We start from the raw sequence: 20,620 nt of genomic DNA, 5'->3' as shown, positions 1-20,620 counted from the left end.
CCCCCCCCCCCCCCCCCCCCCCCCCCACCCCGATGGACCCAAAGCTTTTGCCGTTCTACCCGCGATTCACCCTCTCCTGCCCGACGCCGCGTTCGCGCCTGCGCGCGACGGCAGCCTGGTCGCGCGTAGTGGCGTTGGCGCTGTATGGCGCGCCGTTGGCCGCCTGGGCACAGGAGGCACCCAGCACACCGGTGCCACTGCGCGCCAGCCCACAACTGAGCGAAACGATTCCGGCCGCGGCACGCGCGCACTTGCCGATCTTCGTTTCTGGCGAGCACATGTGGGGGGAAACGGACAAGCGCACGGTGGTCGAGGGCGCCGCCCAATTGCGCCGTGGCGACACCGTGATCCACGCCGATCGGCTGGAATACACCGCTCCCGACGATCTGGCCCATGCCACGGGCCAGGTACGGATCAACCGCGCAGGCAATGTGTACGAAGGCAGCGAGTTGCAGCTGCACGTGGACGCCTTCGACGGCTTCTTCAACGACGCGCGCTACCAGTTCCTGGCCAACGGCGCACATGGCGAAGCCACGCGCGTGGACTTCCTCGACCGAGACCGCGCGGTGGTGCACGATGCGACCTACACCACGTGCACGCGCGAGGACTTCGCGGGCTGGCAGCCTGACTGGATCATCCGTGCCGAACGCATCGACATCGACCAGGTCGAGGAGGTCGGCACTGCGCACAACGGCGTGCTGGAGTTCAAGGGCGTGCCCATCCTGCCGGTGCCCTACATCAGCTTCCCGCTCTCGGACAAGCGCAAGTCAGGCCTGCTGCCCCCCACCGTTGTGCCATTCGATAGCGTCAACGGTTTCGAGTACTCGCAGCCGTATTACTGGAACATTGCCCCCAACCGCGACGCCACACTGGAGGCGGCGCTGATCGCCAAGCGCGGCGTACGCGCGGGGGGGGAGTTTCGCTACCTGGAGCCGACGTACCGAGGCCGTATCCTGGGCGACGTCCTGCCGTCCGATCGGCTGCGCGATCGCACCCGCTGGAGCTATACGCTGGAGCACAACACGAATTTCGACAGCCCCCTGGGGGGCATCGGTATCGGCCTGAACATCCGCCGCGTCAGCGACGACAACTACTGGCGCGACCTGGGCCGCGGCACGCAAAGCGACACCCAGCGCCTGCTGCCGGCCGATGCCCTGGTCACCTGGGGCAGCGGCGACCAGCATGTAATGCTGCGCACACTCAAGTGGCAGACGCTGCAAGACCCGCTGGCCCCCATCGTGCCGCCCTACGACCGGCTGCCCCAGCTGCAATACCGCTACGTACCGAGCCAGCTGGGTCTGGGGTTGGATGCCAGTATCGAGCTCGATACCACGCACTTTCGCAGCAACAGTGGCCTCACGCTGCAGCCCAACGCCCAGCGCAGCTACGCACTGGCGCAAATCAGCCGCCCCTTCCTGTGGCCCGCGGGTTTCGTCACACCGCGCCTGCAATTGCACGCCACCGACTACCAGTTCGATACCCCCATTGCCAACGGCGCGCGCTCGGCCAGCCGGGCGCTGCCGACTTTCAGCATCGACAGTGGTCTGGTGTTCGAGCGCGACGCCCGCTTCTTCAGCCGCGATTTCGTGCAGACGCTTGAGCCACGTGCCTTCTACACCTATACGCCCTACCGCGATCAGCACCTGCTGCCGGTGTACGACACGGCGGCGAACGACTTTAATTTCGCAACCATCTACACCGAGAACGCCTACGGCGGCCAGGACCGCATCGCCGACAACAACCTGCTGACGCTGGGCCTGACGACACGTCTTCTCGACCCTGATACCGGCGCCGAGGCAGCGCGTTTTGGCGTGGCGCAGCGGGTGCGCTTTTCCAACCAGGACGTGACGCTTCCGGGCGAACCTGTGGTGCAGGACCGCCTGTCAGACCTGATGGTGGGCGCCGCGCTGAACTGGACGCCGCAGTGGGGGTTCAATTCCACGGTGCAGTTCAATCCCAAGACGCGCCGCTCCATCCGCTCTACGGTAGGCGCGCGCTACCAGCCTGCCCCCTTCCACGTCGTCAGTGCCGCGTACCGGTTCCAGCGCGACAGCAGCGAGCAGGTGGACGTCGGCTGGCAATGGCCGCTCGCTGACCTGTGGGGCCTGGCAGCGCCGACGCAACCGCCATCAGAGACCCACGCGGGGGCGTCACGTGAAGGACGCTGGTATGGTGTGGGCCGACTCAACTACAGCCTGCACGACCGCAAGCTGGTCGATACGGTGGTCGGCTTGGAGTACGACAGCTGCTGCTGGATCGGTCGTGTGGTGCTTGAACGCCTGCAAAACAGCCTGGTCACGTCCAACACCCGCTTGCTGTTCCAGATAGAGTTCGTCGGCTTCTCGCGCCTGAGCCTGGGCTCCAACCCACTCACCAGTCTGCGCCAAAATATCCCCGGCTACCGCACCTTGGGCGATACCCCGACGGTGCCCAGCCGCTTCAGCAATTACGACTAAGCCCGTGTTTAAGGCCCGCCCCATGCATCCTCGTGTCCTCGTTGCCGGTCTGGCCCTCCTTGCCACCGCGCTCGCCGTACCCGCCATCGCCCAGGGCGTGCGCATTCCCAAGCCGCAAGCAGCCACGACAGCGCCTCCCGCCAACCGCCAGGCCAATGAGCCGCAGGCGGCAGACTACATCGTGGCCGTGGTCAATTCCGAACCGATCACCCGCAACGAGCTCGCCAATCGCACCGAACGCCTGCGCAAGCAGCTGATCAGCGAAGGCGCATCTGTGCCAGCAGCCGGTGTCATGAACCGTGAAGTGCTCGAACGCCTGATCTTCGAGAAAGTGCAACTGCAACTGGCACGCGAGGCGGGCATTACGGTGGACGATCTCGCCGTCAACCAGGCCGAAGCCAGCGTGGCACGGCAAAACGATGTCTCCAAAGATGCCATGTACCGCCAGCTCGCTGGCGACGGCATTTCACCGGCACAGTTTCGCAGCGAACTGCGCACCCAGCTGGTGCTGCAGCGCCTGCGCGAGCGTGAGGTGAATTCAGGCATCAAGGTAAGTGAATTCGACATCGACCAGTACCTGCGCGAGCAGCAGCCCAAGAATGGGACCGCCGGGCTGGAGCTCAACCTCGCCAACATCCTGATCGCCGTCCCCGAGGGGGCCAGCTCCGCCGTGGTGAGCGAGCGCGAAGAGCGTGCCCGCAGCGTGGCCGAACGCGCACGCAAGGGGGACGATTTTGCCGCTCTCGCCAAAGAGTTCTCCGACGCCCCGGAAGCGGCGCAAGGCGGGCAAATGGGCCTGCGCCCTGCCGAGCGCTACCCCGAACTGTTCCTGAAAGCCGCAGCAGCACTTCCTGTCGGCGGCATTGCAGGCCCGGTGCGCTCAGGCGCCGGATTTCACATCCTCAAGGTGATCGAGAAGACCCGTGCCAGCGCCACAGCCACTGTGGTGCAAAGCCACGCACGCCATATCCTGTTGCGTACCGGCCCGCAACTCAGTGAAGCGGCAGCCGCGGCACAGCTGGCGGATTACCGCAAGCGCATCGTCGCTGGCCTCGCCACCTTCGAGTCGCTGGCACGCGAGCATTCGCAGGATGGCAGTGCGCAGCAGGGCGGCGACCTTGGCTGGTCCACCCCTGGGCGCTATGTGCCCGAGTTTGAAGCCGCGCTCGACGCCCTTAAGCCAGGCGAAATCAGCCAGCCGGTGGTCTCGCGCTTTGGCGTGCACCTGATTGAGCTGGTCGAGCGCCGCGAAGAACGGCTGACACCGCGCGAACAGCGCGAAGCGGCACGCGAGGCGGTGCGCCAAAAGAAGATGGAAGAGGCCTATGCGACCTGGGCGCGCGAGCAACGTGCACGCGCCTACGTTGAATACCGCGACGTGCCACAGTGAAGCACCTCCCCCGCAAACGCTTTGGCCAGCACTTTCTGACCGACGGCGGAATCATCGACGCCATCGTCGCGGCCATCGCCCCACATCCAGGCGACCCGATGGTCGAGATCGGGCCAGGCCTGGCGGCCTTGACGCAGCCGCTGGTCGAGCGCCTCGGGCGGCTCACTGTCATCGAACTGGACCGCGACCTGGCGGCGCGGCTGCGCCAGCACGGCCAGTTGCAGGTCATTGAATCTGATGTATTAAAAGTAGATTTCTCGCAGGTGGCGAAAGCGCTTAACGCTACGAAATTGAGAGTAGTCGGCAACCTGCCCTACAACATTTCTACGCCCATTTTGTTCCACCTGCTCAAGTACGTGGACGTCATTGCCGACCAGCACTTCATGCTGCAAAAAGAGGTCATCGACCGCATGGTGGCGGCACCGGCCACCAGTGCCTATGGCCGCCTGTCGGTGGTGCTGCAATGGCGTTACGCCATGGAGGATGTGCTGTTCGTTCCGCCGGAGAGCTTTGATCCGCCACCGCGCGTCAACAGCGCCGTGGTGCGCATGCTGCCTCGGCAGGACGTGGCAGCGCTCTCTCTGGAGGTGTTCGAAGAATGCGTGCAGGTTGCGTTCAGCCAGCGGCGCAAACTGCTGCGCCACACCTTGGGCCGCTGGCTCGATGCACGCGGCTTTTCCGGCAGCTTTGACGTGCAGCGCCGGGCCGAAGAAGTCCCTGTTCAGGAATACGTCGCTCTGGTGCAGCAAGTCTGAGACGTGTTCATGAGTTCAGACACCTGGCACCGCACGAAGCGCCAGGGCCGCCAGCGGCGCCACTCAGGCCGCTTGCAATGCAGTCGCCATGCCTGGCGTGCGCCAGACCGAGCCGTCGTGGCGCATGATCAGGGCCTGCACCAACGGACGCTGCTGAATCAAGGTCTGCGCACGTTCGCCGCCCAGCACCATCATGGCAGCGCCCAGGCCGTTGACGCTGGCGACATCGCGCGCCAGAAGGCTGATGCCATGGGGCCCGTGGGTAGGCCGCCCGGTTGCCGGGTCGAGAATGTGGTGCTGGCGTTCGCCCTGGGCCATGAAGAAGCGTTCGTAGTCACCCGAGGATGCGACGATGGTTTGGCCTTGCAGCGCCAGCACGCCCAGCATGCGTTCGGGCGCGAGCGGATCACGCAAGCCGACACGCCAGGGTTTGCCATGGTGCGTGCCCGCAAGCAGTACGTCACCGCCCCCATTGATCAGCGCGTTGTCCACGCCGTGCGCGTGCAGCACTTGCATGCCGGCGGAAAGAATGGGCAGTTTGGCAATGCCTCCCAGATCGAGCGCCATGCCAGCGCGCGCCAGCTGCGCGGTACCAGCCCTGGCGTCCAGGCTCAGGCCCCGGTATCCGACCAACCGGCGCTCGGCTTCGATAAGCGCAGGATCAGGCAACTGTGCCTGCTCACCAAACGTCCAGGCGCGCAAGGCGCCCACGGTGATGTCGAAGGCGCCGTGCGTATCAACCGACAGCGCCTGCGCATCGCGCAATATCGCCATCATTTCGGGCGGTACCGCAACCGCATGCTTGCCCGCCGCGCGGGTAATGGCGCTCACCACACTGGTCTCGTCGTAGCGCGTCATCATGCGCGACAGACGCTCCATTTCAACCCAGGCGGCGTCCATGGCGTGGTCGATATCCTGCGAACCTGCGCCCGCAGATGCCACCGCCATGTCCACGCGTGTGCCCATCAGGGCACGTGCGCTGCGCTGCAGCGCCGGTGCAGCAGTCGGGAGCACGCCGGCTCCCGCCAGTTGTGCGGCGCCAAGCAAAGGCAAGGCCATCACGACGCGCCGCCGCGTCATGGTCACGGGTTTGCGCACGTCGTGCATGGCCAGCAGCCTCAGACCGACTGGTCGGCCATGTAATTGACGGCAGCCTTGATTTCGTCGTCCGTCAGCTTGGGATTGCCACCGCGCGGAGGCATCGTGCCCTTGGCGCCGGTAAAGCCTTCCATAGCGTGTTTGTAGAGCGTGTCCTTGCCTTGGGCAACGCGTGGGCCCCATTCATCCTTTTTGCCAGGGATGGGCGCGCCACCGGCACCTGAAGCATGGCACAGGGAGCAAGTCTTGTTGAAAACACTCTTGCCCAGAGCCGCATCGGCCACGGGAGCGGCGGCGGCGTCAGGTGCAGCGGCGGCGGCGGCGGCAGGCGCCGGTGCTGCGGCGGGTGCAGGTTCTGCCGCGGGAGCGGGAGCAGGAGCCGGTGCCGCCGCAGGGGCTGGCTCGGCGGCCGGGGCTTCAGGCTTCTTGTCGCCGCACGCGGCCAGGAAAACGGATATGAGGGCGACGGCGGCAAAGCGGGAGGCGGGATTCATGGGGGTCCTTGTGTGAAAACGACGGAGGCTTCTTTTAAGCCATTTCGGAATCCCCGGTTGTAATACACGGGATGCCGTTCGCGTCCGGCGTTGTGCGCCGCGAAGCTCTCCAAGAGCCCCGACTTTAACGCTCTCAAGAGATGGTGGACCAGAGCACCCCGCCATTCTCTTGATATCAATCAATAGATGCCTAGGGTAAACGCCTAAACTTTTTACCCATGAAAACATTAAGGGCTCTGACTTGGCTGCGCCAGGTTCTGCTCGCCAGCTTCCTCTGCGCCCTGGGCGTAGCTGCGGCCTCCCCGCTCATTCATCCCACCCGCACGCAACTGGTGTGCGCTGGCACTGGCGGAGTCACGTTGCTGGTGCTTGACGACGATGGCCTGCCCGTTACGACGGCGTCACTCCACTGCCCTTTGTGCCTGCCCGCCGCAGGCCCCGCTCCCGCATCCATCGCCTCGCTACCGACGCCCCTGCTGGTAGGTGAACAGCCAGCCGCGCCGCACCCGAGAAGCGCGATCACCCAATCCGCCGCCCCACCACCCGGTCGCGGCCCTCCTTTTTTTACCGAGGCAACCTGAAAGAAAGCTGAATCATGACCGACAAAAAAGTGACCCAACCAGAAATTGCAGGCATCGGCCGGCGCAAGTTTCTCAATACAGCCGCTCTGGCCGGCTTAACAGCAGGCGTAGCCGCCTGCAACGACAAGCCTGCCACCGGTGCTGCAGCACCAGCAGCCCCAACCGCGGCACCTGCGGCACCTGCCGCACACGCTGCGTCCGAGGTGGGCAAGTACGAAGTGGCCCCCGGCCAGCTTGATGAGTACTACTCTTTTTCCTCTGGCGGTCACTCGGGTGAGTGCCGCATCTACGGCTTGCCGTCCGGCCGCCTGTTCAAGCGCATTCCCGTCTTCAACGTCGATTGCCTGGTGGGCTGGGGCATCACCAATGAGTCGAAGAAAATCATCGGCACCAAGCCCGATGGCAGCCTGAAGTACCACACGGGCGACACGCACCACGTGCACCCCTCGTACAAGGATGGCACCTACGACGGCAAGTACCTCTTCGTCAACGACAAGATTCACGGCCGCCTGGCGCGCATCCGCATGGATACGATGGAAACCGACAAGATCACCGAGCTGCCGCTGGTGCAGGGTTTCCACGGCACCTTCCCCGACAAGCGCGACCCGGTCGACGCAGCCATCAACCACACGACGCGTGTGTTCTGTGGCGGCGAATTCGGCATTCCCCTGGAGAACAACGGCAAGCACATGGATGCCATCGACACCTACCGCTCGGTTTTCACCTGCGTGGATTCCGAATCCATGGAAGTGCGCTGGCAAGTGGTGGTCGACGGCAACTGCGACCTCGTGGCCACGTCCTACGACGGCAAGCTGGCCTGCACGAACCAGTACAACACTGAGAACGGCGTGCACTACGAAGACATGATGTCCGCCGAAATGGATGCGTGCCTCTTTTTCAACATTGCCCGCATCGAAGCTGCCATCAAGGCCGGCAAGTTCAAGACCTACGGCGGCTCCAAGGTGCCGGTGGTCGATGGCAGCAAGGCCAGCAATGCCGACCCCAAGACGGCGCTGACCTGCTATGTGCCCGTGCCCAAGAACCCGCACGGCGTGAACGCCAGCCCCGACGGCAAGTACTACGCCTGCTCAGGCAAGCTCTCGCCCACCGCCACGCTGATCGAGCACGAGCGTGTGCTCAAGTGGTTCGATGGCGAACTCAAGACCGAGCGCGAGACCGTGGTGGCCGAGCCTGAAATCGGCCTGGGCCCACTGCACACCGGCTTTGACGGTCGCGGCAATGCCTACACCACGCTGTTCCTGGACAGCCAGATCGTCAAGTGGAATGTGGAGGCCGCCATCAAATCCTACGCTGGCGACAAGTCGGCCAAACCGGTGGTCGATCGCCTGGACGTGCAGTACCAGCCTGGCCACGGTTTCACCTCCATGGGGGAAACCAAGGACGCCGACGGCAAGTACTTCCTGTCGGACAACAAGTTCTCCAAGGACCGCTTCCTGCCCGTGGGCCCGCTGCACCCCGAGACGGCGCAATTGATCGATATCAGTGGCGACAAGATGAAGCTGGTGGCCGACCACTCGGTGTATTCCGAGCCGCACGACTCCATCATCATCCCGCGCAACCTGATCCGCACGCGCCAGGTGTATGACATCAACGAGTTCCCGAACGCCACCAAGGATGCGAAGGACTGCCGCGTGGAACGCAAGGGCAAGAAGGTCACCGTGTACCTGACGTCCCAGGCACCCACCTTCGGTCTGCGCGAGTGGACCGTCAAGCGCGGCGATGAGGTGACCATCATCCTGACCAACCTCGACAAGGTGGAAGATCTGACGCACGGTTTCGCTATTCCGAAGTACGACATCAACTTCATCGTCAATCCGCAAGAGACCAAATCGGTCACCTTCATTGCGGACAAGCCAGGCGTGTACTGGTGCTATTGCACCAACTTCTGCCACGCACTGCACCTCGAAATGCGTTCGCGCATGATGGTTGAGGCCTGACCGGCCCCGTAGGGGGCAGCGCGGTCCCTGGAATGCGCTGCCCCTTTTTTTTCTCTGGACTCCTGATGCTTCTGCCCAAACCCCGTTTCATGGCGACCCTTTGGCTCGCGCTGGCCCTGCTGCTGAGTGCATTTGCACCAGGCGCGCGGGCGGCATCAGGGACCTACGAGGCCGAATTGCCCGCTGGACTTGCCACCGCGAAGGATATGTGCGCCCTGCTGCCTTGCAAGGACGTATTCCCGGGCGCCACCTATTTTTCTGAGCGCAAGGGCCAGCCGCCCTATGTCGAGGCCTACGACAAGGCCGGCAAAGACGGGAAGCTGCTCGGCTATGTGATGCTCTCGACCGACATCACCGACACACCCGCCTATTCAGGCAAGCCCGTGGTCACGCTGATCGGGATGGACAAGATAGGCCACTTCGTTGGTGTGAAGGTGCTCAAGCACTCAGAGCCCATCTTGTTGCTGGGCATTCCAGAATCTGCCCTGATCAATTTCAACAACCAGTACATCGGCAAATCGGTTGCCGAAAAACTTGAAATCGGCCAGTCCCGCCCCGACGAAGGCGTCGTGGGCCTGGACGCCATTTCTGGCGCCACGGTGACGGTGATCGCGCAAAACCAGGTCATGATGACCTCGGGGTCGACCGTGGCGCGCGAGGTCGGCATCATTGCGCCAACGGTACGCGAGCCGGCACATTACAAAGTGACGGGCGAGGCCCTCACCTGGGACGAGCTGGTGGGGCGCGGTGCGGTTCAGCATCTGCGTGTCATGCCCGAGCAACTGGGCCTGGACCGCAGCGCCGACCCTTTCATCGAACTGTGGTTTGGCGATCTGAGCCAGCCCGATATCGGCAAGAGCGTGCTGGGCGCCACCAGTTGGGACAGCTTAAAACTCCAGCTCAAGGAAGGCGAGCACGCCATCTTCATCATCCGCACTGCGGGGCGCGAATCGTTCAAAGGCTCGGGTTTCGTGCGCGGCGGGCTGTACGACCGCGTGCAGGTCAAGCAGGACGCCGATTCGTTTACCTTCCGCGACCTCGATTACCTCAACCTGTATGGTGTGGAAGCCGCGGGCGCACCCCGGTTCAACGAATCGGCCATTTTCATCATCCGCTCGAAGGCGTTTTCGGATGCCTATCCCTGGAAGCTGAGCCTTCTGGGCAACCGCGTTGATCGTGCTACCGGTGCCAAGAGCTTCACCAGCTTCGACTCGCCCTACTGGCTGCCCGCCTCCATGCTCGAAGGCGGCCGCCCCAAGGTGGATGTGCCTCAGGCGCCTTGGGTGCGCATCTGGAAGGCACGTGGCGTTGAAATCATTCTTTTTGTCGTGCTGCTGGTGGCCGTGACCGTGGTCTATGCGCTGCGCGAGCGGCTGACACGCCTGTCCACGCACAAAAACAAGTGGCCGGTGAATGCCTTCAAATACACGGCATGGGCACTGTCCATTGGTTTCGTCGGATTTGGCGCCATGGCGCAACCCTCCATTACCCAGGTGCTGACCTGGTTCCATGCGCTGCTGTTCCAGTGGACTTGGTCGCTGTTCCTCTCCGACCCGTTCATTTTCCTGTTCTGGATCTTCATCATCGCCACCGTGTTCCTGTTTGGACGCGGCCTGTTCTGCGGTTGGATGTGTCCGTTTGGCTCGCTGCAAGAGGCTATCTACAAGATCGCCCGTTTCGTCGGCCTGGGACGCTTTCAGACCAAGCTGCCGCAAAAATGGCACGACCGCCTGAAGTGGCTCAAGTACGCCATCTTCTTCTTCCTGCTCACCGTGTCCATGTTCTCCATGGGCCTGGCGGAAAAACTCTCTGAGGTCGAGCCTTTCAAAACCACTTTTCTGGTCGGCGTGATGAACCGCGCCTGGCCCTACGGCCTGTTTGTGGCGGCTATTCTGGGCGTATCCATTTTCATTGAGCGGCCGTACTGCAAGTACATCTGCCCACTGGGCGCGTCGCTCGCCATGCCCAGCACCTTCCGCTGGTTCGGCCTCAAGCGCAAGCAGGACTGCAACAGTTGCAAAGCCTGCGCCGTGGGCTGCGGCGCGCAGGCGATTGACGCCGATGGCCGCATCGACCACCGTGAGTGCCTGCACTGCCTCGATTGCATGATTCTCTACACCGACACCAAGGGCTGTCCACCGCTGGCCAAAGAGCGCAAGCGCCGGGAGAAGGACGGTCTGGAAATGACCCCGATTGGCGACAATGGCTACTTCTTCCCGATCTACCCGGCCACCAGTTTCACTGAGCAGATCAGCGCCAAGGCGGTAGGCGGTCCCGACCCGCGTATGCCGACCGATCCGGCACTGCCCGCCCACAAGGTGAACATCGGCAAGCTCGAATGGCTGTGGCTGGAACTGCGCGACCACCTCTGGCCCTGGAGCAGCGAAGGCTGGCACAGCCAGCGCGCGCTGCAAGTGGCAGGCTTCTCGCTGGCCGTTGCAGCCACCGTCGCCTGGATCATGACGGCCATGGGCACCTTGTCGTCAGGCGCCATCATTGGCTGGTGGTTTGGCTGGAGCGTGTACGAAGTGCTGATCCGCCTCTCGGGCCGGCGCTACGTCAAGGACGGCCCATGGTGGCGCGACCACTACCGCGTGGCGGGCGTCATGGACATGCTGAGCTACGTGGGCTTCAAGAACCTGCTGATCGGCGCGGCGCTCTTCCTGGCGCTCAAGTCCTTCGGTTTGCTGATCCCATGAACCTGCGTCTGCTTCCCGCCCTGTGCACGGCGCTGCTGCTGGCGGGGGCCGCGCATGCGGCCACCCTGCAGGTGCGGCCGGGCCAGGACCTGGCCGCCGCTGTGCGCGCTGCTGCACCGGGCGACACCGTGGAAGTGGCGCGCGGCCAGTACCGCGCCAACCTGCTGATCGACAAGCCTTTGGTCCTGCGCGGCATCGACCGCCCCACCATCAGCGGCGGCAACCAGGGCGACACCATCCGCGTCACCGCAACCGATGTCACGATCGAAGGCCTGATAGTGCGCGACTCGGGCAGCAGCCTGCAAGGCCAGAACGCCGGCATCTACCTCTACCCCGGCGCGGACCGTGCCGTGGTGCAACACTGCGACCTCACCTACAACCTGTTCGGGTTGTGGATCGAGAAGGCGAACGACGTTCGCATCGAAGGCAACACCATCACTGGCAAACGCGACTACGACTCGGGGCGGCGCGGCAACGGTATCGAGCTCTACAATTCCCAGCGCGCCCAGATCATCGGCAACAACATCAGTTTTGTGCGCGATGCGCTGTATGTCGATGTCTCGCACCACGCGGTATTCCGGGGCAACAAGCTGCACCACAGCCGCTACGGCGCGCACTACATGTCGTCCTACTACAACCTGTGGGAAGACAACGATAGCTACTACAACCGTGGCGGCCTGGCGCTGATGGAGGTGCACAATCAAACCGTGCGCGGCAACCGCGCGTGGGGCAATGCCGACCACGGCATCATGCTGCGCTCGGTACAGGACTCGGTGGTTGAGAACAACATCGTCGCCGGCAACCAGCGGGGCTTTTTCATCTACGACGTCGAGTACGTGACCCTGCGCCACAACCTCATCGTCGACAACTTCGTCGGCGCCCATCTCTCAGCCGGCGTGAAGAACAACGTCGTTGAGCAAAACGACTTCATCGACAACCGTCAGCAGATCCGCTACATCGGCACCAAGGACGAACCCTGGGGCGGCAAAGTAGGCAACTACTGGAGCAACTACATCGGCTGGGACCGCGACGGCGATGGCCTTGGCGACGTCCCCTACACGGCCAACGACATGGTGGACCGCCTGACCTGGCGCTACCCCGGCATGAAACTGCTGCTGGCCAGCCCCGCGGTGCAGGCGTTGCGGCTTGTCGGCCAACAGTTTCCTGTGCTGCGCGTCCCCTCAATCGTCGACGCGCACCCGCGCATGCACCCTGAACACACGAACTGGAGCCTCTGGCGTGGCAAGTACTTCCCCGGTTGACGCACAAGCAGCGGTTTCGCTGCGCGGCGTCACCAAATATTACGGTGCGGTGCACGCGGTCGATGGTGTAGACCTCGACATCGCGCGCGGCGAGATTTTTGGCCTCATCGGCCACAACGGCGCGGGCAAGAGCACCCTGTTCAAAATGATGCTCGGGCTGGAAGCGGCAAGCAGCGGCGACATCGTCCTCGGCGGCGCGCCGGTGCGCGGCCGGGGCTTTCGCGCCGCGCGCCGGCACATCGGCTACCTGCCCGAAAACGTCGTGCTCTACGACAACCTGAGCGGGCTGGAAACACTGCACTTCTTCGCCCGCCTCAAGCACGCGCCGCAGGACCAATGCCCCGGCCTGCTGGAACGCGTAGGCCTGGCACATGCGCTCAAACGGCCGGTGCGCGAGTATTCCAAGGGCATGCGCCAGCGCCTGGGCTTTGCGCAGGCCTTGCTGGGTGCGCCGCAGGTGCTGTTCCTCGACGAGCCAACCAATGGCCTGGACCCCCAGGCCATTCGCGACTTCTATGCCACGCTGCGCACGCTGCAGGCGGGCGGCGTGACCGTCGTCATCACCTCGCACATCCTGGCCGAGTTGCAGGAGCGCGTGGACCGGCTCGCCATCATGGCCAATGGCCGCATTCAGGCGCTGGGCAGCGTGCAAGCGCTGCGCGACCAGGCACAAATGCCGCTGGTGTTCGACCTGGCGCTCGAACCCGGCTGTACGGAGGCGGTGGGCCAAGCCTTGCACGGCGCAACAGGCGCTGCCGCCGAACCCATCACGGGCGGGCTGCGCCTGGCCTGCCCACGCGAGCACAAAATGGCCGTGCTGGCGGCTCTCGCCCCTTTCGGCACCCAGGTGCGCGACCTGGCACTGCGCGAACCTTCGCTCGAAGACCTGTTCTTCGGCTTTTCCGACTAGGGTCCCCATGGAACTGACGCAAATCTTCACCCTGGCCGCGAAGGAATTTCGCGACCGCATGCGCAACCGCTGGGTCTTGGCCGTGGCGCTCGTGTTCACGGTGTTCTCGCTGGTCATTGCCTATTTCGGCGGTGCACAGCAGGGTGCTGTGGGCTTTCGCTCCATCGAAGTCACGATTGCCAGCCTGGTCAGCCTGGTCATTTATTTGATCCCGCTGATCGCGCTGCTGCTCGGGTTTGACGCCATCGTCGGTGAGCGCGAGCGCGGCTCGCTCGATCTGCTGCTGGCGCTGCCCATCACGCGGCTGGAACTCTTGCTGGGCAAGTACCTGGGCCTGGCCGCGGCCCTGACGCTCTCGACATTGGCGGGCTTTGGCCTGGTGGCGGTGCTGCTCTACCAACAGCTGAGCTGGGCCGGGCTGTACCACTACTTCGGCTTCATGATCAGCTCCGTGCTGCTGGGGCTGGCGTTCCTGAGCCTGGCCGTGCTGCTGTCGGTGGTGGCGCGCGAACGCACGCGCGCATCGGGCATGGCGATTGCCTTGTGGTTCTTCTTCGTGCTGGTGTTTGACCTGCTGCTGCTCGGCGTGCTGGTGGCCACGGGGGGGCACTTTGGCGGTGACGTCTTTGCCTGGTTGCTGCTGCTCAACCCGGCCGACGTGTTTCGCATCCTGAATGTGTTTTCACTCGACGACGTGCGCACGCTCTATGGCCTCTCGACCATCGTGCCGGCCTCGCTGGGCAGCCAGGGGCTGCTCGGCGGCGTCATGCTGGTATGGATTGTTCTGCCGCTTCTGGTGGCACGCTGGAGATTTCGATGAACCTCAAACCCGACTTTGCTTTTTCCCTTCGCTCGATGGTCGCCCTGGCCGTGCTGGGCGCCACGCTCGGCCTGACCGGCTGCCACAAGGCCAGCGACACCGCGAGCATTGTGCCGGTCGAGATTGACCGCACCACGAGTTGCGATCTCGATGGCATGCTGCTGTCCGACTACCCCGGCCCCAAGGCGCAGATCTTCTATGCCGACCAGGAAAAGCCCGCCTTCTTCTGCGACTCCATGGAGGTGCTGAGCACCCTGCTCGCAGGTGAGCAGGTGCGGGCGATCCGCGCGGTCTTCATACAAGACATGGCCAAGGCCGATTGGGACCACCCAGAGGGCCACTGGATCGACGCACGCAGCGCCTTCTATGTGTTTGGCAGCAAGCGCACGGGCTCCATGGGGCCCACGGTAGGAAGTTTTGCGCTGGAGGCCGACGCGCAGCGCTTTGCTGCTGAAAACGGCGGCAAAGTGCTGCCGTTCGCCGCCATCAAGCCGGACATGGTGGACCTGAGCGGCGGCGCGCAACGCGACTCCCGCATGTAGGCACCACAGCCATGCACGCCTCCCACATCTTGCAGTTGGCACGCCCGACGCGGCGCGCCCTGGCCGCTATGTTGCTGGCAGGGCCAGTACTGGCTTTCTTGCCGGGCGCCAGCCGCTGGATGGCCGGCAAGGCCGTGCCCGTGCCGGAGAGCGATGTCTGTCTGGTGGCGCCGCCCACGCCTTATGACCCAGCCTCGGGTTTGCCCCTGGCTGCCGCCCGCCCGGTGCCCGCAGGCGTGCGCTGCCCGGTCTGCGGCATGTACCCTGCCCGCGCGCCCAAATGGGCGGCGCAGATCATCTTTGCCAACGGCGATGCGCAGTTTTTTGATTCGCCTCTGAGCCTGTTCATGTACCTGAACAACGTTGGCCGCTACACCCCTGGACGCAGCGCGGACGACATCGTGGCGCGCTACGTGACCGATTTTGGCAGCCTGCAGATGCTCAACGCCGCCAACGCGTTCTACGTCGTCGGCTCCTCTGCCCACGGGCCGATGCGCGCGGGCAACCTGCCCGCGTTTGCCTCCGAGCAGGCGGCGCGCCAATTCGCCGCGCAGCGCGGCGGCGAGGTACGGGCCTTTGCTGGCATCGACGCGGCGCTGGTGCAGCGCCTGGGCGGCCGGGCCACGCACACACACTGACACTATTAATAAAGAAGCAGCTTACGCTTATGCAGCAAGCGCTAGAGGCCTATTTCATCCTTATTTTTTGGGCACTCAGGCCGGCTATGCAGGGGTTCAGATGCCCCTGCCAACGCCGTGGCTGAGCCGGTCTGGCTACCCATTCTGGCCTCTGCGGATGGCTGCCGGCAGTAAGGCCGCCATGCGCCATGCAAGGGCCCGCAGCGCAGAGCGCTCCGCCGGGCTGCCAGGCTGCACGAGCGCCGCTTCCAGCACAGCCTGGCGCGCGCTGCGCAAGGCCCTCCGGTCGCGCGCCTGAAGGGCGGCAAGCAACTGGTCGTGCAGGCGCTGCACGCGCTGCGCCTCAACAGGGGGCAGTTGCCTCTGCTCGGCCACCACCGGGGCTATCAGGTGCTGGGCCCAGGCGCTCACAGGCGCCGGGAACCTGTCTTGCGCGCTCATGGCGTGTCCGGCCCGGGCGACAGCGGTGGCAGGGCGCGGCTCGATGTCAGGCCGTACCAGTTCACCCGGCGCGTCAACACCATCACCAGGGCGAGCACGGCGAACAGCGCTGCCGAGCCCACGACCAGCGCCGTTTGTTCCAGTTGCAGCAGCACGTACAGCAGGGCGTAGAGCAGCGCCATGCCTGCCCCAAACGGCAGGCCCCGGCGCACGCTCTCCAGCATGTGGCAGGCGTAGTAGCCGAGCAGCAGCACGCAGGCACTGGCCGCCAGCGCGTAGGCGGCGCCAAAGGGCAGGTGCTCCGACAGGCTGAGCAGCAGCAGGAAGAAGCTGCACAGCGCGCAGCCCACCAGCAGGTACTGCACCGGGTGCACGCGCAGGGTTTTCATCGCCTGGCCGCCCCAAGATGGAAAAGCGGCCCCCTCGGGGGGCAGCGCCCCGCTCCGCGGTGGAGCTTGGGGGGTATTCCCCATCAGTTCGAACAAGCCCACGGCGACAAAAGTGAGGGCGATGAACAGCAGCCCGTACTTGGTGGCGCGGTCGGCAAGCGAATACGGGTTCACCGGGTCGATGAAGGCCACGCTGAAGCTGTCGGCACAGCCTTTGCTGCCTGCGGGGACCACTTGCGGCCCCTCGCCGTCGGCGGCGGCCGTGCACACCGGCTTGCCCGCCGCGACGTCCTGCTGCGCCGTGGTGGCGAGCGACGACAAGCGCCAGCGCGCGCCAAAGCCATCGCTGCGCACTTCACGCTCGGACGGCAGAAAGCGGCCGCCAAACGACGGGTGCGGCCAGCCGCTGTCCAGCATCACCTCGGTGTGGTTGCCCAGCGGAACGATGGACAGGCGCTCGGTGCCCACGAGTTCCAGGTCCAGCGCGGCGGAAAGGCCCGCCGTCTGACCCAGCACTGCAGCCGGCAGCGGCGCATGCAATCCCCGGCTGTAGACGGGATGGAAGGTGCCCGGCTTGAGTGCCAGCGCCGCGCCGCCGTCCAGCGTGAGCTGCGCGGTGCGGATGCCGCGCGCGTCCCCCACGCCCAGCATCAAGATGGGCGCGCCGCACTGCATGCGCGAGCCGCGCACCGTCGTCTGCGGCTGCAAGCTGGCCAGCGAGGCCCAGTGCGCCTGCAGGTGCGTCTTGAGCGTATAGGCATTGACCTTGTGCAGGCCGCGCGCACGCTCTTGCATGGCCGCGCCCGACCGCAAATCGAGCTGGTCGGGCATGGCGGTCAGCAGGAACTCGCGGCGCCGCTCTTCGCTGTGGCGCGCGTCACCTGCACCAGTTTCGATGTCCCAGCTTTCCACACAGGCGCTGTGGATGAAGGGGCCTACCAAGGTCTGCGGTCCGGCCAGGCTGCTGGCCACGCCTTGCGCGGCCGCGCTGCGGTAGTGCTGGCGGCCCTGCACCACGTCTTCAATCTGGCCCAGGCCGAAAAGCAGCAACAGAACCACGGCGGCCAATGTGGCCAGTTTGGTGAACCAGGGGTGTTTCAAGGGAGTCCTTCACAGTCAATGTGAAGGCAGTCTGAAACGCCGCCGTGAGGGCAGGATGAAGTGTGTGAGGGCGGTGTGAAGTCCGCCCGCAAAGCGCAAAGCGCAAGGGTCAAGCGGGCAAGATCAACTCCACCCGCAGGCCGGACGCGGTATTGCGCACCACCATGCGCCCACCATGGAGCGCCACCACCCGCTGCACGATGGCCAGCCCCAGGCCCGAGCCGCTGCGCTCGCCGTTGGGGCGGGCGGTGGTGAAGAAGCGCTCACCGAGGCGGTGCAAGGCGTAGTCGGGCACGCCGGGGCCGCTGTCTTGCACGGCGATGGTGCTGCCCTGCAGTTCCACCGCAACGGTGCTGCCGGCCGGCGAAAAATCGATGGCGTTGTCCAGCAGGTTGCCGATGGCCAGCGCGATGAGCTCGGCCTCCCACGGACCGCTCGCGCCATCGCCTGTGAGCGTGAGCGCCACACCGCGCTGGCCAGCACGCGCCTGGGTGTGGGCGATGGCGGCGCGCGCACAGTCGTGCAGCGCCACCCAGCCTTGCGCGTCTACCTGCTGGCGCTGCTCCAATTTGCTCAGCTCCAGCAGCCGGTCGATAAGGCGCTGCAGGCGCTCGCTCTGCTGCACCACCTGGCCGGCAAATGCCGCGCGGTCGCTGGCCGGCAGGTCCTCCTGCAGCAACTCGCCTGCGCCGCGAATGGCCGCCACCGGGCTTTTGAGCTCGTGCGTCAGCGCACGTACGTACGCTTCGATATAGCCATGCCCCTCCAGCCGCAGGCGCATGCGCTCCATGGCGCGCGCGAGATCACCCAACTCCCCCGGCACTTGCGGCACCGCCAGCGCCGGGGTGGCCGCAGTGGCAGGCGCGCCAGCCTCGGGGCCCTGCACGCTCAGGGCATAGTCGCGCAGGCGCCGCACGTTCCATACCATCCACAGCGTCACGGCCACGCCGACGGCGGCCGACAGCGCCAGCAACAGCAGGCCGCCCATCAGCACTTTGTGCTCGGCCCGGTCGATGAAGCGCTGCACGGTGCGCGTGGGCTTGGCCACGGTGAGCACCCCGGCGATGCGGCCGTCCACGAAGATAGGCGCAGACACGTGCATCACGCCGCTGGTGGCGTCGCCCGGGGTGTCACGGCTCATGCGGGCGCCGTACTCGCCGCGCAGGGTGAGCGCCACGTCGCGCCACTGCGAGAAATCCTGACCAACCGCCTCCGATTGCGAGTCAAACAGCACCCGGCCGGTGGCACCCGTGACGTACACGCGGTAATCCAGCGACTGCTTGGAAAAGCCCCAGATGGCGGCATCAACCGGCCGGCTGGCGTAGTGCTGCACGTGCCGGGCGAAGGCGCTGTCCCCGGCCTGCAGGCGCCCAGCAGCCAGGTCGTCGCTGGCCAGCTCGGCCAGGATGTGGGCCGTGTCCACCATCGTGTCCTCCATCACCTCGCGCACGCTGGGCTTGATTTCGGCCACAAAGACGCGCAGCACGAAGAACGCAGCAATGCCGTTGATGAGGAAGAAGGCAAACAGCAGGCGGATGCCTAAGCGCATGGGTCAGCGGCGTGGGACAAAAACTATTAAAAATATAGTTGCAAGCGCTTTATTCATATGCCCTAGAGGCCTATTTTCTTCAAAAAACTAGAGATCAAGACTGTAGCCCATGCCCCGGTGCGTGCTGATGTATTCGCGCCCTGGGTCGGCCTCGCGCAGCTTGGCGCGCAGCGTCTTGATGTGGGTGTCCACCGTGCGGTCAGTGCTCTCGCTGTCGTCGCCCCAGGCGGCGTTGAGCAGCGCCGCGCGGCTGTGGATACGGCCTGCGCCTGCCAGCAGGCAAGACAGCAATCGGTACTCGCGCCGCGTGAGCGCCAGCGGTTGGCCATGCAGCTGCACGCGCTGGCCCTGGGCGTCGTCGCGCAAGGGCGCGCTTGGCGCAGGAGGCTGGGACGCCGAGAACGGCGCGGCAGGGGGCGCGGCCGCTCGGCGCAGCAAGGCGCGGGCGCGCGCTGCGAGTTCGCGCGGGCTGAAGGGTTTGGCCAGGTAGTCGTCGGCACCCAACTCCAGCCCGAGCACGCGGTCGAGCTCCTCGCCCTGCGCGCTCAGCATCAGCACCGGGGTATGGCCGGCGGCGCGCACTTCGCGGCACAGGTCCAGGCCGCTGCCGTCGGGCAGGCCGACGTCGAGCACCAGCAAGTCAAAGCCGCCAGCGCTCCACAGGCTGCGCGCGTCGTGCACCAACAGGCTGTGCGTCACTTGCAGGCCGGCCCGCTCCAGCGCGTAGGCGACGGTCCTGGCAATGGCCGGATCGTCTTCCAGCAGCAGTACGCGCGCCACCATAGGAATCAGTGGCCCAGCAGCACCGGGAAAATCTTCGCCAAACCGCCAGCCATCACCTCGACGGCCAGCGCCGCCAATATCAGCCCCATCAGCCGCGTCATGACGTTGATGCCGGTTTTACCCAGCACACGCGCAATGGGGTCCGCCAGCGAAAAGCAAACCCAGGTGGCAAGACCGATCACCAGGCCGTACCCCACCAGCGCCACTTGCTGCCAGAACGTCTGCGCGTTGTTGGCATAAATCACCACCGTAGACATGGAGGCCGGCCCGGTGAGCAGCGGAATGGTCAGCGGAACCACGGCGATGCTGGCGCCCGCGGCCGCCTTCTCGGCGCCCTCTTCCAGCTCATTGGTCGCCGGCTTGGCCTCGGCCGGCTGGGCGTTGAGCATGTTCATGGAGCTGATGAGCAGCAGCATGCCGCCGCCGACCTGAAAGCTTGGCAGCGAGATGTTGAAGAACTCCAGAATCTGCAAGCCCAGCAGGGCACAGGCGGCAATCACGCAAAAGGCGCTAAACGCCGCAGTGCGGATGGTGCGTTTGCGCTGGGCCTCGGAAAAGCCCTGCGTGTAGTGAATGAAGAAGGGCACGATGGCCAGCGGGTTCACAATGGCCAGCAGCGTGACCAGCGGTTTCAGATCCATGCCACGCTCCCTGCAGTGCTTGCGGTAGTTGTTTTCACGAATCGGCTCCTGCAAGAATTCGGTCTGGCATGAGTGTGCCGCATTTCCCCGCCAGTCCCTACAGCGCCAGGCCG

At 64.9% G+C, this 20,620-nt stretch carries 17 protein-coding genes; 10 read left to right on the top strand and 7 right to left on the bottom strand.

The window, feature by feature from the left end:
• Nucleotides 1–32: 32 nt before the first annotated feature.
• From AC07ZH_RS04770 to rsmA, 3 genes are read left to right on the top strand one after another with little or no spacing between them, the layout of a single operon-like run.
• Nucleotides 33–2,456, top strand: coding sequence for an LPS-assembly protein LptD (locus AC07ZH_RS04770; protein ID WP_495198779.1), 2,424 nt, complete (start codon nt 33–35; stop codon nt 2,454–2,456).
• 22 nt (nt 2,457–2,478) lie between these two features.
• Nucleotides 2,479–3,846 (top strand): peptidylprolyl isomerase, encoded by a 1,368-nt coding sequence (locus AC07ZH_RS04765; protein ID WP_495198778.1) that lies wholly within the window; start codon nt 2,479–2,481, stop codon nt 3,844–3,846.
• A complete protein-coding gene (gene rsmA / locus AC07ZH_RS04760) occupies nt 3,843–4,601 on the top strand; it encodes a 16S rRNA (adenine(1518)-N(6)/adenine(1519)-N(6))-dimethyltransferase RsmA (RefSeq protein WP_495198777.1) in 759 nt (252 codons plus the stop codon). Before AC07ZH_RS04765 ends, rsmA begins: the two co-directional genes overlap by 4 nt.
• Nucleotides 4,602–4,664: 63 nt before the next feature.
• On the opposite strand, the gene AC07ZH_RS04755 is transcribed toward rsmA, so the two are convergent.
• A complete protein-coding gene (locus AC07ZH_RS04755; protein WP_495198776.1) occupies nt 4,665–5,708 on the bottom strand; it encodes an FAD:protein FMN transferase in 1,044 nt (347 codons plus the stop codon).
• A gap of 11 nt (nt 5,709–5,719) precedes the next feature.
• Nucleotides 5,720–6,193, bottom strand: coding sequence for a c-type cytochrome (locus tag AC07ZH_RS04750; protein WP_495198775.1), 474 nt, complete (start codon nt 6,191–6,193; stop codon nt 5,720–5,722).
• Between the two features lie 595 nt (nt 6,194–6,788).
• On the opposite strand from AC07ZH_RS04750, the gene nosZ reads away from it, so the two are divergent.
• The 7 genes from nosZ to AC07ZH_RS04715 all read left to right on the top strand — a co-directional run bounded on the left by nosZ (nt 6,789) and on the right by AC07ZH_RS04715 (nt 15,603).
• Nucleotides 6,789–8,732, top strand: coding sequence for a TAT-dependent nitrous-oxide reductase (nosZ, locus tag AC07ZH_RS04745; RefSeq protein ID WP_495198774.1), 1,944 nt, complete (start codon nt 6,789–6,791; stop codon nt 8,730–8,732).
• A 65-nt stretch (nt 8,733–8,797) separates the two neighbouring features.
• A complete protein-coding gene (locus tag AC07ZH_RS04740) occupies nt 8,798–11,431 on the top strand; it encodes a 4Fe-4S binding protein (protein ID WP_495198773.1) in 2,634 nt (877 codons plus the stop codon).
• Nucleotides 11,428–12,693, top strand: coding sequence for a nitrous oxide reductase family maturation protein NosD (locus AC07ZH_RS04735; protein WP_495198772.1), 1,266 nt, complete (start codon nt 11,428–11,430; stop codon nt 12,691–12,693). The genes AC07ZH_RS04740 and AC07ZH_RS04735 overlap by 4 nt, the downstream gene beginning before the upstream one ends.
• Nucleotides 12,671–13,603, top strand: a complete 933-nt coding sequence (locus AC07ZH_RS04730; protein ID WP_495198771.1) for an ABC transporter ATP-binding protein — start codon at nt 12,671–12,673, stop codon at nt 13,601–13,603. The genes AC07ZH_RS04735 and AC07ZH_RS04730 overlap by 23 nt, the downstream gene beginning before the upstream one ends.
• Nucleotides 13,604–13,610: 7 nt before the next feature.
• Complete coding sequence (locus AC07ZH_RS04725; RefSeq protein ID WP_495198770.1) at nt 13,611–14,423, top strand: ABC transporter permease; 813 nt, start codon at nt 13,611–13,613, stop codon at nt 14,421–14,423.
• A complete protein-coding gene (locus AC07ZH_RS04720; protein ID WP_495198769.1) occupies nt 14,420–14,965 on the top strand; it encodes a nitrous oxide reductase accessory protein NosL in 546 nt (181 codons plus the stop codon). Before AC07ZH_RS04725 ends, AC07ZH_RS04720 begins: the two co-directional genes overlap by 4 nt.
• A gap of 11 nt (nt 14,966–14,976) precedes the next feature.
• Nucleotides 14,977–15,603 carry a nitrous oxide reductase accessory protein NosL gene (locus tag AC07ZH_RS04715; protein ID WP_495198768.1) on the top strand — a complete coding sequence of 209 codons (627 nt, stop codon included), beginning with the start codon at nt 14,977–14,979 and terminating at the stop codon, nt 15,601–15,603.
• A 135-nt stretch (nt 15,604–15,738) separates the two neighbouring features.
• Here AC07ZH_RS04715 and AC07ZH_RS04710 read toward each other — a convergent pair whose 3' ends face one another.
• From AC07ZH_RS04710 to AC07ZH_RS04690, 5 genes are all read right to left on the bottom strand, one after another.
• Nucleotides 15,739–16,044, bottom strand: coding sequence for a hypothetical protein (locus AC07ZH_RS04710; RefSeq protein ID WP_495198767.1), 306 nt, complete (start codon nt 16,042–16,044; stop codon nt 15,739–15,741).
• Nucleotides 16,041–17,534, bottom strand: a complete 1,494-nt coding sequence (locus AC07ZH_RS04705; protein ID WP_495198766.1) for a cell envelope integrity protein CreD — start codon at nt 17,532–17,534, stop codon at nt 16,041–16,043. Before AC07ZH_RS04705 ends, AC07ZH_RS04710 begins: the two co-directional genes overlap by 4 nt.
• Nucleotides 17,535–17,643: 109 nt before the next feature.
• The gene (gene creC, locus AC07ZH_RS04700; RefSeq protein WP_495198765.1) at nt 17,644–19,083 is read right to left on the bottom strand and encodes a two-component system sensor histidine kinase CreC; all 1,440 of its coding nucleotides are present in this window, start codon (nt 19,081–19,083) and stop codon (nt 17,644–17,646) included.
• An 87-nt stretch (nt 19,084–19,170) separates the two neighbouring features.
• Complete coding sequence (locus AC07ZH_RS04695) at nt 19,171–19,866, bottom strand: winged helix-turn-helix domain-containing protein (RefSeq protein WP_495198764.1); 696 nt, start codon at nt 19,864–19,866, stop codon at nt 19,171–19,173.
• A 5-nt stretch (nt 19,867–19,871) separates the two neighbouring features.
• Entirely contained in the window at nt 19,872–20,507 is a 636-nt protein-coding gene (locus AC07ZH_RS04690; RefSeq protein WP_119109721.1) for a MarC family protein, read from the bottom strand.
• Nucleotides 20,508–20,620 lie beyond the last annotated feature (113 nt).

The sequence above is a fragment of the Simplicispira sp. GW247-4R2A genome, assembly GCF_059424465.1.
This window is presented reverse-complemented; position numbering and strand designations above follow the sequence as displayed.